The 14277-nt window shown below is 69.5% G+C and carries 13 protein-coding genes; 9 read left to right on the top strand and 4 right to left on the bottom strand.

Translation table 11 applies throughout. The annotated features are described in order from the left end of the window. Positions 1-12: 12 nt before the first annotated feature. Together ACO06I_RS13625 and ACO06I_RS13620 are read left to right on the top strand one after the other, a co-directional pair. Positions 13-1509 carry an ATPase domain-containing protein gene (locus ACO06I_RS13625; RefSeq protein ID WP_421933106.1) on the top strand — a complete coding sequence of 499 codons (1497 nt, stop codon included), beginning with the start codon at positions 13-15 and terminating at the stop codon, positions 1507-1509. Then, the gene (locus ACO06I_RS13620; protein ID WP_421933105.1) at positions 1509-3185 is read left to right on the top strand and encodes a response regulator; all 1677 of its coding nucleotides are present in this window, start codon (positions 1509-1511) and stop codon (positions 3183-3185) included. Before ACO06I_RS13625 ends, ACO06I_RS13620 begins: the two co-directional genes overlap by 1 nt. Here ACO06I_RS13620 and ACO06I_RS13615 read toward each other — a convergent pair. Then, positions 3182-3586, bottom strand: coding sequence for a DUF2177 family protein (locus ACO06I_RS13615; protein ID WP_421933104.1), 405 nt, complete (start codon positions 3584-3586; stop codon positions 3182-3184). The genes ACO06I_RS13620 and ACO06I_RS13615 overlap by 4 nt on opposite strands. Before the next feature lie 11 nt (positions 3587-3597). Then, complete coding sequence (locus tag ACO06I_RS13610; RefSeq protein ID WP_421933103.1) at positions 3598-4626, bottom strand: SAM-dependent methyltransferase; 1029 nt, start codon at positions 4624-4626, stop codon at positions 3598-3600. Positions 4627-4760: 134 nt separating this feature from the next. On the opposite strand from ACO06I_RS13610, the gene ACO06I_RS13605 reads away from it, so the two are divergent. The 4 genes from ACO06I_RS13605 to ACO06I_RS13590 all read left to right on the top strand — a co-directional run bounded on the left by ACO06I_RS13605 (position 4761) and on the right by ACO06I_RS13590 (position 10770). Further along, positions 4761-6104, top strand: a complete 1344-nt coding sequence (locus ACO06I_RS13605) for an NAD(P)/FAD-dependent oxidoreductase (protein ID WP_421933102.1) — start codon at positions 4761-4763, stop codon at positions 6102-6104. A gap of 2 nt (positions 6105-6106) precedes the next feature. Next, positions 6107-6886, top strand: a complete 780-nt coding sequence (locus ACO06I_RS13600) for a DUF1365 domain-containing protein (RefSeq protein WP_421933101.1) — start codon at positions 6107-6109, stop codon at positions 6884-6886. 225 nt (positions 6887-7111) lie between these two features. Further along, positions 7112-8911 (top strand): ABC transporter ATP-binding protein, encoded by a 1800-nt coding sequence (locus ACO06I_RS13595; RefSeq protein ID WP_421933100.1) that lies wholly within the window; start codon positions 7112-7114, stop codon positions 8909-8911. Further along, positions 8908-10770, top strand: coding sequence for an ABC transporter ATP-binding protein (locus ACO06I_RS13590; protein ID WP_421933099.1), 1863 nt, complete (start codon positions 8908-8910; stop codon positions 10768-10770). Before ACO06I_RS13595 ends, ACO06I_RS13590 begins: the two co-directional genes overlap by 4 nt. Here ACO06I_RS13590 and ACO06I_RS13585 read toward each other — a convergent pair. Next, complete coding sequence (locus tag ACO06I_RS13585) at positions 10767-11603, bottom strand: TauD/TfdA dioxygenase family protein (RefSeq protein ID WP_421933098.1); 837 nt, start codon at positions 11601-11603, stop codon at positions 10767-10769. The two genes, ACO06I_RS13590 and ACO06I_RS13585, sit on opposite strands and share 4 nt — an antisense overlap. Positions 11604-11673: 70 nt before the next feature. Between ACO06I_RS13585 and ACO06I_RS13580 the strand changes: the two genes are divergently transcribed. Continuing rightward, positions 11674-12345 (top strand): Crp/Fnr family transcriptional regulator, encoded by a 672-nt coding sequence (locus ACO06I_RS13580; protein ID WP_421933097.1) that lies wholly within the window; start codon positions 11674-11676, stop codon positions 12343-12345. Here ACO06I_RS13580 and ACO06I_RS13575 read toward each other — a convergent pair. After that, entirely contained in the window at positions 12342-12794 is a 453-nt protein-coding gene (locus ACO06I_RS13575) for a winged helix-turn-helix transcriptional regulator (RefSeq protein ID WP_421933096.1), read from the bottom strand. The genes ACO06I_RS13580 and ACO06I_RS13575 overlap by 4 nt on opposite strands. 93 nt (positions 12795-12887) lie before the next feature. Between ACO06I_RS13575 and ACO06I_RS13570 the strand changes: the two genes are divergently transcribed. Continuing rightward, positions 12888-13646, top strand: a complete 759-nt coding sequence (locus ACO06I_RS13570) for an SDR family NAD(P)-dependent oxidoreductase (protein ID WP_421933095.1) — start codon at positions 12888-12890, stop codon at positions 13644-13646. Beyond that, positions 13646-14245: a 2-hydroxychromene-2-carboxylate isomerase gene (locus tag ACO06I_RS13565; RefSeq protein ID WP_421933094.1), complete on the top strand. Its 600-nt coding sequence runs from the start codon at positions 13646-13648 to the stop codon at positions 14243-14245. Before ACO06I_RS13570 ends, ACO06I_RS13565 begins: the two co-directional genes overlap by 1 nt. Positions 14246-14277: the final 32 nt, after the last annotated feature.

Here is a 14277-nt window from a genome sequence, read left to right as displayed (position 1 = left end):
GCGAGTAGGCGCTTGACTGTTCAGACGAAGATCGAAGGCCGGCTGGCCAGTACGGGCGTCGAGGGACTCGACGACATCCTGCGCGGGGGCCTGGCCCGCAACCGCGTCTACCTGATGGAGGGCACGCCGGGCGCCGGCAAGACCACGGCGGCCCTGCAGTTCCTCATGGCTGGCGCCGAGGCCGGGGAGCGGGGGCTCTACATCACCCTGTCGGAAACCCGCGACGAGTTGATGAGCACCGCGGAGTCCCACGGCTGGAGCCTTTCCGACCTGATCACCATCTTCGAGCTGATCCCGCCCGAGAACCTCCTGGACGAACAGCAGCAGCAGAGCCTGCTCTATTCCTCCGACCTGGAGCTGGGGGAGACCACCAAGCTGATCTTCCAGGCCATCGAGGAGACCCAGCCCTCGCGGGTGGTGATCGACAGCCTGTCGGAGATCCGCCTGCTGGCCGGCGGCTCCCTGCGCTATCGCCGCCAGATCCTGGCGCTGAAGCACTATTTCGCCCGGCATGGGGCCACCGTCCTGATGCTGGACGACATGACCACCGACACCAACGACAAGACCGTCCACAGCGTCGCCCACGCGGTGATCCGGCTGGAGGAGCTGGCGCCCGTCTACGGCGCCGAGCGCCGGCGGCTGCGGGTGGTGAAGTACCGCGGCCAGGCCTTCCGGGGCGGCTACCACGACTTCATGATCCGCCACGGCGGCCTGGCGGTCTTCCCGCGCCTGGTGGCCTCCGAACACCGGGTGGCGTTTCACCGTGAGACCCTGGCCAGCGGGATCGAGGGCCTCGACACCCTGTTGGGGGGCGGGGTGGCCCGCGGCTCCAGCACCCTGGTCCTCGGCCCCGCGGGCACCGGCAAGTCGCTGCTGGTGCTGCAGTTCGTGGTGGCCGCCATCGCCCGCGGCGAGAAGGCCGCCATGTTCGTCTTCGACGAGGAGCTGGGCCTGCTATTCGCCCGCGCCAAGGGCCTGGGGATCGACCTGGAGGCCCTGCGCGAGTCCGGCTCGCTGCTGATCGAACAGGTCGACGCCGCCGAGCTGGCGCCCGGCGAATTCACCCACAAGGTCCGCAGCTGCGTGGAGACCCTGGACCTGCAGACCATCGTCGTCGACAGCCTCAACGGCTACCAGGCCGCCATGCCCGAGGAACAGTTCCTGGTGCTGCACATGCACGAGTTGCTGACCTTCCTGAACCGTCGCGGCGCCACCACCTTCCTCACCGTCGCCCAGCACGGCCTGGTGGGGGACATGAAGGCGCCCGTGGACGTCACCTACCTGGCCGACACCGTGATCCTGCTGCGCTACTTCGAGGCCTCGGGCCGGGTGCGGCGGGCCATGTCGGTGATCAAGAAGCGCACCGGGGCCCACGAGGACGCCATCCGAGAGTACCTGATCGACAGCCGTGGCCTGACCGTCGGATCGCCCCTGGAGGGCTTCCAGGGCGTGCTGCGCGGGGTGCCGGTCTATGTGGGGCAGGCTGGCTCCCTACTGGAAGAGCGCTAGTGCCCACCTCCGTCTCGCGCTCCGAGACCGCCCTCATCCTGACCCCGGTGGGTCGGGACTCGCAGATCGCCGCCAACCTGCTGACCGAGGCCGGCGTCGACAGCCGCATCTGCGCCGGCATCGAGGACATGTGTCGCGAGCTGGCCAAGGGCGCCGGCTTCGCCCTGGTGGCCGACGAGGCCCTGCACACCGCCGATGTCGGGCCCCTGGCCGCCTGGGTGTCCGACCAGCCGCCGTGGTCGGACTTCCCCTTCATCCTGCTCACCGAGCGGGGCGGCGGGCTGGAGCGCAATCCCCTGGCCACCCGGCTCACCGGAGCCCTAGGCAATGTGGTCTTCCTGGAGCGCCCCTTCCATCCCACCAGCCTGGTGAGCGTGGCCCGCACCGCCCTGCGCGCGCGCCGCCGTCAGTACGAGGCCCGACAGCGCATCGAAGAGATTCGCGAGGCCGAGAGCCAGCTCGAGCGCAGGGTGGACGAGCGCACCGGCGAACTGGCCGCCGCCAACCGCCAGCTGGTGGCCCAGATCGAGGAGCGCGAGCGGGTCGAGGCCGCCCTGCGCCAGGCCCAGCGCCTGGAGGCCGTCGGCCAGCTCACCTCCGGCGTCGCCCACGACTTCAACAACCTGCTCACCGTGGTGCTGGGCAATGTCCGCCAGCTGGCCAAGGACGTCACCGATCCCATGGTCCGCCGCCGCCTGGACATGATGGAGCAGGCCGCCCAGCGGGGCGCCAAGCTCACCGCCCAGCTGCTGGCCTTCTCGCGGCGCCAGAAGCTCGAGCCGCAGCTGGTGGACCTCAACCAGACGGTCTCCAGCATGCGCGACCTGCTGCAGAGCACCATGGGCGCCCACGCCCGCATCGAGACCCAGCTGGACCCGGCGCTCTGGCGGGCGATGATCGACCCGACCCAGATCGAGCTGGTGATCCTCAACCTGGCCATCAACGCCCGCGACGCCATGGCGGTCGGCGGCGTGCTCACAGTGGGCACCGCCAACGCCAGCCTCGGCGCGCCCCGCCGTCCGGAGGAGCCGCCCCCGGGCGACTATGTGATGGTCAGCGTCTCCGACACCGGCTCGGGCATGACGCCGGAGGTCTTCGCCAAGGCCTTCGAGCCCTTCTTCACCACCAAGGCCGTCGGCAAGGGCTCGGGCCTGGGCCTGTCCCAGGTGTTCGGCCTGGCCAAGCAGTCCGGCGGCGGGGTGCGCATCGACACCCGCCCCGGCGAAGGGACCTCGGTGAAGGTCTATCTGCCCCGCTCCCAGGCCGCTGCCGGGCCGCAGACGGCCAAGCAGGCCCGCCCCGCCCGGGTGGACGGCCGTCCCGTGGTGCTGCTGGTGGACGACGACAGCGCGGTGCGCGAGATCACGGCCGGCATGCTGGACGAGCTGGGCTACGCCGTGGTGGAGGCCGGCAGCGGCGGCGCGGCGCTGGAGACCCTGCAGGGCCGGCCCGACGTCGACCTGATGCTGCTGGACTTCGCCATGCCCGGCATGAACGGCGCCGAGGTGGCCCGCGAGGTCCGCAGCCGCCGGCCGCAGTTGCCGATCATCTTCGTCACCGGCTACGCCGACCTCGACGCCCTGGCCCACGCCGGGGAGGCCGGGGTGATCACCAAGCCCTTCGAGGACCACGAGCTGGCCGGCAAGCTGCGGGCGGTGCTCGCGACGTCGGCCTAGCCGAACTTCGCCCGCGCCCAGCGCAGGACAAAGTAGCCAGCGGTGGCGGCCAGGCCGGTGACGAAGGTCCCCCAGGCGATGTCGGCCACGGTGATCCTGGTGGCCCAGACCTTCAGGGTCGCCTGGTTGGTGAGGTCATAGGTGGCGTAGGCCAGCGCCCCCACCATGGCGCCATTGGTCATGGCCTTGGTCCAGGACGTCGCCGGCGAGACCGCCAGGGCCATGATCCCCAGGATATAGACCAGGTAGAAGACCGCCGCGGCCTTGAGGTTGACCTCGTCGGCCAGGACCGGGTCGAGGGTGGGGCGATAGAGCCGCGCGTTGCTGAAGGTCAGCCAGACGGCGTCGACGGCGGCGAAGACCAGGCCGGTCCCCAGATAGGCGATGATGTATTTCAGCATGTCGGGCTCCCTCAGGCCGGCCGCAGGCGATAGTGGCTGACGCCCCACTCGGCGCCCCCGCGGTGCCCGAACAGGCCCGCCGTGGCCAGGAAGAACAGCCGCCAGCGCCGGCGCCACAGCACGGCCTGGTCGCCATAAATCTCCCGCAGCACCGGGCCGATCACCGCGGCGTTGCGGTCGTAGTTCTCCAGCCACTGGTTGGCGGTGGTCTCATAGTGGGTCCCGCTCCAGCGCCAGTCGGCCTCGACCGTGAACAGGTCGGGGAACTCGCGCATCAGGTCGTGGCTGGGCATCACCCCGCCGGTGAAGAAGTGCCGCCCGATCCAGTCGGCCTCGTCGTTGACGTCGAAGCGGTAGGGGGTGGAGCGGTGGGTGAAGACGTGGATGAACATCGCCCCGTCGGGTTTCAGCCAGGTCCGGGCCTTGGTGAGCAGGCCGCGCCAGTTGGCCATGTGCTCGAACATCTCCACCGAGACGACGCGGTCGAAGGCCTCCGCCTGGGCCTGGAAGTCGTTCATGTCGGCGGTGATCACCGTCAGGTTGGTGAGCCCCTGGGCGGCGGCCCGGCCGCGGATGAACTCCCCCTGGCTCTTCGAGTTGGACACGCTGGTGATCCGGGCGCCCGGCAGGTTCCGCGCCATCCATAGGGACAGCGAGCCCCAGCCGCAGCCCAGCTCGAGGATCTGCTGGCCGTCCTTCAGTTCGGCATGGGCGGCGGTCTCGGCCAGCGCCATCTCCTCCCCCTGCTCCAGGGTGGTCGCTCCCTCGCCGTAGAGGCAGCAGGAGTATTTGAGCTGCGGTCCCAGCACCGCCTCGAAGAAGGCCGCGGGCAGTTCGTAGTGCTGGCCGTTGGCCTCGGCCGTGTGCTCGGCGATGGGGCGCTGGGCCATCTCCAGGGCGAACCGGGCCTGGGCGTCGGCCGGCGCGCCGGCCAGCTGCCTGCGCGCATTGGCCACGAGCAGATCGACCGCGGCGCGGCGCACGAGGTCGGGCAGGGGCGCGCCCTCGAAGGCCTGGATGGTGTTGGCGACAAGCCTCATGGCGACGGACCTCTGCTGGCTCGGAGAAGGAAGCCTCCAGGACCGTTACGGATGCAGCTTGGCGGCGGATGCGGCGTTTGCATCCGAGGTGGAGAGCTTTGCGTACCTCCAACAGCTTCGCTCCAGGAGGTCACGTGACGCTCGACACCACCCACAAGCCGCTCCGCATCGCCGTCGTCGGCGGCGGCATCGCCGGACTCTCCGCCGCTTGGCTGCTGGGGGAACGCCACCAGGTCACGGTGTTCGAGGCCGACGGCCGCCTGGGGGGCCATGCTAACACCGTCGAGGCCGTGGGCCCCAAGGGTCCCGTTCCGGTCGACACCGGCTTCATCGTCTACAACGCGCCCAACTATCCCAACTTCACCGCCCTGCTGGCCCACCTGGGGGTGGAGAGCCAGGCCGCCGACATGGCGCTGAGCGTCTCCCTGGACGACGGGGCCTTCGAATATTCCAGCGGCGCGATCTTCGCCCAGAAGCGCAACCTGTTCAGCGCCCGGTTCTGGGGCATGCTCCGCGACGTCGCCCGCTTCTACCGCCAGGGACCCAAGGACCTGGCCGCCCTGGAGGCGCCGCTCACCTCGCTGGACGACTATCTGGTGGAGAAGGGCTACTGCCAGGCCTTCCGCGACGACCACCTGATCCCCCAGGCCGCCGCCATCTGGTCCACGCCCCTGGCGGCCATCCGCGACTATCCGGCCGCGTCCCTGATCCGCTTCTTCCAGAACCACGGCATGATGACGATCTTCGGCCGCGGCGCCTGGCGCACCGTCACCGGCGGCAGCCGCAGCTATGTGGCCCGCCTCACCGAGGCCTTCGCCGGTGAGGTCCGCACCGGGGTCCGCGTGGTCTCCATCCGTCGCGACGCCCAGGGGGTGGAGCTGCGGGACTCCACCGGCCACGCCGAGCGGTTCGACCAGGTGGTGATCGCCACCCACGGCGACCACGCCCTGCGCCTGCTGGAGGACGCCACGCCCCAGGAGCAGCGGCTGCTGGGCGCCTTCAAGTACAGCCGCAACCTGGCGGTCCTGCACACCGACGCCAGCCTGATGCCCCGGCGCCGGGGCGCCTGGACCAGCTGGAACCACATCGGCCGCCGCGCCGCCCCCGGCGAGGGCTGCGTCACCTACTGGATGACCCGGCTGCAGAGCCTGAAGAACGCGCCGGACCTGTTCGTCACCCTCAACCCCACCAAGGCGATCGCGCCCGAGGCGGTGGTCCATACCGACGTCTACGAGCACCCCCTGTTCGACGCCGGCGCCATCGCCGCCCAGCGGGAGATCTGGTCGCTGCAGGGTGCGCGGCGGACCTGGTTCTGCGGCTCCTATTTCGGCCACGGATTCCATGAGGACGCCCTGCAGTCGGGCCTGGCGGTGGCCGAGGCCCTGGGCGGGGCGCGCCGGCCCTGGACGGTGGCCGACGAGTCCGGCCGCATCCACCTCGGCGCCGCGCCGCTGGATCTCGCCGAGCAGGCCGCCTGACCGTGTTCGCCTCGGGCCTCTATCCCGGGATCGTCACCCACGCGCGGCTGCGGCCGCGGGCCCACCGGCTGCGCTACCGCGTCTTCATGCTGCTGCTGGACCTGGACGAGCTGCCGGCCCTCGACCGGGCCCTGAGGCTGTTCGGCCAGGACCGGCTGCGCCTCACCAGCTTCTCGCCGGCCGACCACCTGGACGGCGCCGCGGTCTCCCTCAAAAGCCAGGTGGAGGGCGAGCTTCTGGCCGCCGGCCTGCCCACCGGCGGACCGGTCCGCCTGCTCTGCATGCCGCGCATCCTGGGCGGGGTGTTCAATCCGCTGAGCGTCTATTTCTGCCACGGACCGGACGGGGCGCTGTCGGCCATGCTCTACGAGGTGCGTAACACCTTCGGCGAACGCCACAGCTACCTGATCCCCGCCCGCGGGCCGGGCGTGATCGAACAGGCCGCCGACAAGGCCTTCTACGTCTCGCCCTTCATGGACATGGGCCTGACCTACGCCTTCCGCATCCAGCCCCCGGGCGAGCGGGTCGCCGTCACCGTCGATGTCCACGACGCCGAGGGCCTGCTGCTGGCCGCCACCTTCGCCGGCGCCCGGACCGAGCTCACCGACGCGGCGATCTGGCGGGCCTGGCTCGGCCACCCCCTGATGACGCTCGGCGTCATGGCCGCCATCCACTGGGAGGCGCTGAAGATCTGGCTGAAGGGCGAGAAATTGCGGCCCCGGCCCAGGGCCCCGAGCCGCCCGGTGACCGTGGTCCCGGCGTCGCGGGTCAGCGCGGCCTGAGCCGCCAATTGCGTGGCGAGCGCGCCAAGTTTGAGCGCCGAAACATCAGCGCAATGATCCCCGCCTATTCGACCCTGGCGTGAAAACAGCCCTGGCGCGCCCCGAACCGGCGCCTCAGAATGTTTTCATACAAGACGATGGAAATTTGAGATGAGTGATTCACACCCCTCCCGGCGGGGTGCGGCCTCGGCTGACTCCGAGCCAATCCAAGTCGATGTGAAGACCATGCCCCGCGTATTGCAGCGGATCGTGGTCCTGGCGTTCAACTACCCCTGGTTGGTGGCGCTGGCCATGCTGTGCTCCCTGGGCGCGGCCCTGGCGAGCCTTGCCCTGCCGCGCCTGCTGGGCCGCGCCGTGGACCAGGCCCACGGCCTGCTGCTGCTGGGCGCCTCCCATGCCGCCCAGACCCAGCGCGCCCTTCTGCTCACCGCCGGACTGGTGATCTGCGCCACCATCGTGCGCGGCGCCATGACCATGTGGTCGGGCTATCTCGGAGAGCTGGTGAGCCAGAAGGTCGGCCACGACCTGAGGCTGCAGTTCTTCCAGCAGCTGCAGCGCCTGTCCTTCGGCTTCCACGACAAGATCCACTCCGGCGACCTTATCACCCGGGGCATGCTCGACCTGGAGGGGGCGCGGGTCTTCATCCAGGGCGGGCTGATGCCGCTCCTGACCCTTTTCCTGCTGCTGGGCTTCGCCGCCTGGCAGATGCTGGCCACCGACCTGACCCTGGGCCTGATCGGCCTGGCCTTCGTGCCCTTCTCCGCCGCCGCCCTGGGGCGGATGGGCTTCCTGCTGCGGGTCACCTGGCTGCGGTTCCAGGAGCTGATGGCCCAGCTGACCCTCACCATGGAGGAGAACCTGCAGGGCATCCGGGTGGTCCGCGCCTTCGCCGGCAAGGCCTTCGAGATGGCCAAGTTCGACCGCGCCTCGGTGGACGCGCTGGCCTATTCCTACAACCGCATCACCCTGCGCTTCCGGGCGGTGGCGGTGATGCAGGTGACCTTCAACGCCTCCATGGCCGGGGTCCTCTGGTACGGCGGCCACAAGGTGGCGGCCGGCACGATGAGCGTCGGGACCCTGACGGCCTATCTCACCTACATGACCCTGCTGCAGGGGCCGATCCGGCAGATCGCCATGATCTTCAACGCCGCGGCCCGGGCCACCTCCTCGGGCGCCCGCCTGTTCGAGGTGCTGGACCTCGAACCCGAGATCGCCGACGCGCCGGGCGCCAAGCCGCTCGCCCCCGCCAAGGGCGTGCTGAGGTTCGAGAGCGTCGACTTCGGCTATGTCCCCGGCAAGCAGGTGCTCACCGGCGTCGACTTCGAGGTCGGCCCCGGCCAGACCCTGGGCATCGTCGGCCCGCCCGGCTCGGGCAAGTCCACCATCGCCAACCTGATCCCCCGCTTCTACGACGTCACCGGCGGGGCCATCACCATCGACGGGGTCGACATCCGCGACGTGACCCTGGCCTCCCTGCGGGAATATGTCGGCCTGGTGCAGCAGGAGGCCTTCCTGTTCGACAGCTCCATCGGCCACAACGTCGCCTATGCCGATCCGTGGGCGGAGGAAGAGCGCATCGTCGGCGCCGCCAAGACCGCCCAGATCCACGAGCACATCATCGGCCTGCCAGCCGACTACGAGACCCGCGTGGGGGAGCGCGGCGTGGCGCTGTCCGGCGGCCAGCGTCAGCGCATGAGCATCGCCCGCGGGGTGGTGCCGGGGCCGGGGATCATGATCTTCGACGACTCCACCGCGGCCATCGACGCGGTGACCGAGCGCCGCGTGCGCGACGCGCTGGCCGAGGCCACGCGTACCAAAGCCACCATCATCATCGCCCACCGGCTGTCGTCCCTGATGCACGCCGACCGGATCATCGTGCTGGACGACGGGGTGGTGGTGGAGCGGGGGAACCACGCGCAGCTGCTGAAGGCCGGCGGGGTCTATGCCGACCTCTATGAGCTGCAGTCGCGTTCCGACGCCGCCGCCACCCTGGACGACGCCCCGTTGGAAGAGGTGCAAGCGTGACCGAGACCACCGCCGGCGTCGCGCCCCGCAAGGCGCCCCGCGCCTCCCTCGGGACCTCCGAGGGCGACGACATCTTCGGGACCTTCGACGTCAATATCGCCCGCCGCTTCCTGGCCTTCCTGGCGCCGCACAAGCGCTCGCTGATCATCGCCCAGGTGGCGGTTCTGGCCTCGGCGGCCACCCAGGTGGCGGTGCCGGCCATGATCGGCCAGGCCATCAACGCCGCCGTCGCCCATGACGGACCCCGGCTCGACCGGACCCTGGTGATCTTCGCCCTCGTGGCCTGCGCCTACGCCGCCTGCTTCTTCACCGGCGAATGGCTGTCCTCGCGCCTGGCCCAGCGGGTGATCTTCGACATCCGCCGCAAGATGTTCGCCCACTTCCAGGACGTCTCCCTGTCCTTCATGGACAAGACCCACGTGGGCCGGATCATGGCCCGGCTGCAGGGGGACGTGAACGCCCTGCAGGAGTTCCTGGAGAACATGAACGGGGCACTGGGCGACTTCGTCATGCTGGTGGGCATCACCGTGGTGCTGCTCACCACCGACCTCAAGCTCGGCCTGCTGACCCTGACCGTGCTGCCGGCCCTGATCGCCATCCGCGCGGTCTGGCTGCCCTTCTCCAAGAAGAGCTTCCGGGTGGCCCGCGACGCCTCGTCCACCGCCAACTCGGCCCTGGCCGAGAACATCAACGGCATCCGCACCGTCCAGGAGAGCCGCCGCGAGGCGCTGAACTTCGAGCTCTTCAAGGAGAAGGCGCAGGAGAACTTCACCGCCCAGGTGGGCGCCTCCTGGATGACCCAGATCATGGTTCCGACGGTGGATGTGCTCACGGGCCTGGCCATGGCCATCGTCATCATCGTCGGCGGCAACGCGGTCCTCGGCGGCACGCTGAACGTCGGCGTGATGGTGACCTTCATCCTCTATGTGCAGCGGTTCTTCGAACCGGTCCGCATGCTGTCCATGCAGTACACCATCATGCAGCGGGCCATGGCCGCCGGGCACCGGATCTTCGAGGTGATCGACGTCCCCGTCACCATCGCCGACAAGCCCGACGCCATCGAGCTGAAGGACGTTCCGGCCACGGTCGAGTTCCGGAACGTGACCTTCGGCTATGACCCCAAGCGCCCCATCCTGCATGACATCAGCCTGACGGTGCGGCCCAAGGAGGTCGTGGCGCTCGTCGGCCCCACCGGCTCGGGCAAGACCAGCATCATCGCGCTCACCCACCGCTTCTACGAGGTGGACCAGGGCCAGGTCCTGGTGGGGGGCCACGACGTGCGCGACGTGACCCTGGATTCGCTGGGGGCCAATATCGGCATGGTGCTGCAGGAGCCCTTCCTGTTCACCGGCACCATCGAGCAGAACATCCGCTACAACACGCTCAGCGCCACCAAGGACGACGTGATCGCCGCGGCCAAGGCGGTCAGCGCCCACGACTTCATCATGCGGTTGCCGGACGGCTACGACACCCAGCTGGGCCAGCGGGGCCGCAACATCTCCATGGGCCAGCGCCAGCTCATCAGCTTCGCCCGCGCCCTGGTGGCCAACCCGCAGATCCTGATCCTCGACGAGGCCACGGCCAATATCGACTCCTTCACCGAGCAGGCGATCCAGAAGGCGCTGAAGGTGCTGTTCGCCGGCCGCACCTGCATGGTCATCGCCCACCGCCTGGCCACCATCCGCGACGCCGACCGCATCGTGGTGCTACAGCAGGGCCGGATCCAGGAACAGGGCAGCCACGACGAGCTGATGAAGACCGGCGGGCTGTACTCGCACCTGTACACCTCGGCCCACGCCTCCTTCGACGATCAGGTGGTGGCGGCCACGGGCGACTCCGAGTTCGCGACCCGGACCTAGGAGAGCGGCCCGCCGTCCAGGGTGATGCGGTGCATCAGGCGGTACTGGCCGGGATAGTCGTTCAGCGCCTGGTGCCAGGTGCAGCGGTTGTCCCAGATGGCCATCGAACCCTTGGCCCACTGGAAGCGGTGCACGAACTGCGGCTTGACGGCGTGCTGGTAGAGGTAGCCCAGCAGGGCCATGCTCTCCTCGCGCGTCCAGCCGACGATGCCGGTGGTGAAGGCCGGGTTGACGTAGAGCGCCTTCTTGCCGCTGCCCGGGTGGGTGATGACCATCGGATGGATCGCCTCGGGCACGTCCTTGTGGCCGGCAAGCTCGGCGCGGTCGGTCATGGCGTAGACGCTGCTCTCGCCGAAGACATGCTCCGACGCATGGTGCGCCTTCAGGGTGGCGAGCGTCGCCTTCAGGCCGTCGGAGAGGGCGTCGTAGGCGGCGTACATGTCGGCGAACAGGGTGTCGCCGCCGGTGGGCGGGGTCTCGATGGCCAGCAGCACCGAACCCATGGCGGGCGCGATGTCGTAGCTGTGGTCGGTGTGCCAGCCGCCGCCGATGTTGGTGACCTGCTCCGGTGTCTTCTCGACCTTGGCGATCTCGGGATAGCGTTCGGTCTTGGGGAAGTAGCGATTGACGACGATGGGGGCGAGGCGCCTGGCGAAGGCGATCTGCTGCTCGGGCGTCATGTCCTGGCCGTGGATGAAGGCCACCCCGCGGTCGAAGACGGTGGCGCGGATCAGGTCGATCTCGGCGTTGCTGGCCCGGTTCAAGTCGACACCCTGAACCAGGGCGCCGCAGCCTTCCGTCGGGCGGATCGAGAGGTCGAGGGTGGTGGTCATGGCGGGCTCCTGTTGAGGAGAGCCTAGGCCGGCGGCTTGGCGAGGTTTGTCACCAGGGTTACAATCGAGAATGAGTCCTCGCGAGCGCGCCGCCGAGCTGCTGACCAAGGCCGTCTGGCTGCAGGGGCATGGGCGCGAGATGGTCGAGGCCTTCCTGACCCATGGGCGGATCGTGCATCTGCCGGCGGGCGCCTGGGCGCAGTCGGAGGGGGACGAGCAGACGGGGATCACCCTGGTGGTGGAAGGCGCCGTGCAGATGATGTGCGCGGCGCCCGGCGGCCGCGAGGTGCTGTTCGGCCAGGCCGGGCCGGGCGTGGCGCTGGGCCAGACCCTGAGGTTCGGGGGCGGGCCGCGTCTGGTGACCCTGATCTGCGTCGAGGAGAGCGTGCTGCTGGCGGTCCCCGACCACGCCCTGACCCGGATCGCGGCGGAGCAGCCGTCGTTGTGGCAGGCGGTGGCGGCGCTGGTCTATCTGCAGCTGCGCGGCGCCCTGATGATCGCCGCCGAGGCCGTGGCCCTGCCGCCGCGACAGCGGCTGGCCTCCCGGCTGGACATGATGGCGCGGACCGGCGGGCCGTCCCTGCGCATGAACCAGCAGGCCCTGGCCGAGATGCTGGGCCTCAGCCGCAAGACGGTGAACGGCCACCTGCTGGGCTTCCAGCGCGCGGGACTGCTGCGCCTCGGCTATGGGCGGATCGAGGTGCGCGACACCGGGGGCCTGCGGCGGATCGCCGAGAGCTAGGCGGCTCCGGGGCCTGGCCGCGTCTCCACCTCGCGGGCGGCGAGCGGGGCGTGGCATTCCGAGCAGGTCATCACCGGATGGAAGTCGCAGCCGCAGGCCTTGTGGCGGTGGAGCAGGGGGGGGCCGGCCTGGCCCGCATAGTGGCGGTCGCCCCAGGTCACGATGGCCATGACCACCGGATAGAGGTCCAGGCCCTTCTCGGTGAGGCGGTATTCGTGGCGCACGGGGCGGTCCTGATAGGGGACCTTGGTCAGCACGCCCTCGTCCACCAGCAGTTTCAGGCGTTCGGTGATGATGGTGCGCGAGATGCCCAGGCGGGCCTGGAAGGCCTCGAACCGCCGCACCCCCAGGAAGCAGTCGCGCAGGATCATCAGGGTCCAGCGGTCGCCGATCACCGCCACCGAGCGGGCGATGGAGCAGGGCTGGTCGGCGAGGTCTTCCCACTTCACGGGCGGCGTCCTTTGCGTGCGTCGCCACTATCCCATTGACTGGGTCCAGTTTCAATACGATGGTTCGTCCAGAAACTGAACTCAGGTGAGGCGATGGCCCAGGAACTCCAGCAAACAGCGCCCAAGGTCTGCCTGGTGATCGGTGCGGGCGACGGGGTCGGCGGCGCCATCGCCAAGGCCTTCGCCGCCGAGGGGATGACCGTCTGTGTCACCCGCCGCGCCCGTAATATCGACCAGCTCGAGGCCCTGGCGCAGGACATCCGCAAGGCCGGCGGCAAGGCTCATGCCTATGGCGTCGACGCCCGCGAGGAGTCCGAGATGGTCGCCCTGTTCGACAAGGTCGAGGCCGAGGTCGGCCCCCTCGACGTGGTGGTCTTCAACATCGGCGCGAACGTCCGCTTCACAGTCCTGGAGACCACCACCCGGGTGTTTCAGAAGGTCTGGGAGATGGCCTGTTTCGGCGGCTTCCTGACAATCCGCGAAGCCGCCCGGGTGATGACGCCCCGCGGCCGCGGCACGATCCTGGTGACCGGCGCCACGGCCTCCATGCGGGGCGGCAAGATGTACTCAGCCTTCGCCTCGGCCAAGGCGGCCCTGCGCTCGGTCGCCCAGACCGCCGGCCGTGAGCTGGGTCCGGCAGGGATCCATGTCGCCCACATCGTGGTGGACGGCGCCATCGACGGGGTCTTCACCCGCACCAACAATTCCCCCGAGGCCGTCGCGGCCAAGCTGGCTGGCGACGAGATCCTGAAACCCGAAGACATCGCGGCCAATTACGTCTGGCTGCACAATCAGAAACGCTCGGCCTGGACCCATGAACTGGATCTGCGCCCCTGGAAGGAGACCTGGTGATGGGCAAGACGATCGACTTCATCTTCGATTTCGGCAGCCCCAACGGCTACCTGTCCTGGAAGGTCCTGCCCGGCATCGCCGCCCGACATGGCGCCACCGTGAACCTGATCCCCTGCCTGCTGGGGGGCATCTTCAAGGCCACCGGCAACCAGTCGCCGGTCACCGCCTTCGGCGGGGTGAAGGGCAAGCTGGAATACGAGGCCCTGGAGACCCGGCGCTATGTCGCCGCCCACGGCCTGACCGCCTATCGCTCCAACCCCCACTTCCCGGTCAACACCCTGCTGATCATGCGCGGCCTGGTGGCGGCGCGGCGGATGGGGGCGGGGGACGCCTATCTGGAGGCGGTGGTGTCGGCCATGTGGGAGCAGGGGCTGAAGATGGACGATCCCGAGGTGGTGGCCGGCGTGCTCGCCAAGGCCGGCCTCGACGCCAAGGCGATCCTGGAGGCCACCCAGGACCCGGAGGTGAAGGCCGAACTCGTGGCCAACACCGAGGCCGCCGTGGCCCGCGGCGCCTTCGGAGTGCCGACCTTCTTCGTCGACGGCGAGATGTTCTTCGGCAAGGACCGGCTGCACGCCGTCGAGGCGGAGCTTTCTTGAGGGGGTTGGGCTGACACAACCATCCGCTCATC

This window comes from Phenylobacterium sp. (assembly GCF_965229015.1).
In the GTDB taxonomy this organism is placed as follows: domain Bacteria; phylum Pseudomonadota; class Alphaproteobacteria; order Caulobacterales; family Caulobacteraceae; genus Phenylobacterium.
This window is presented reverse-complemented; position numbering and strand designations above follow the sequence as displayed.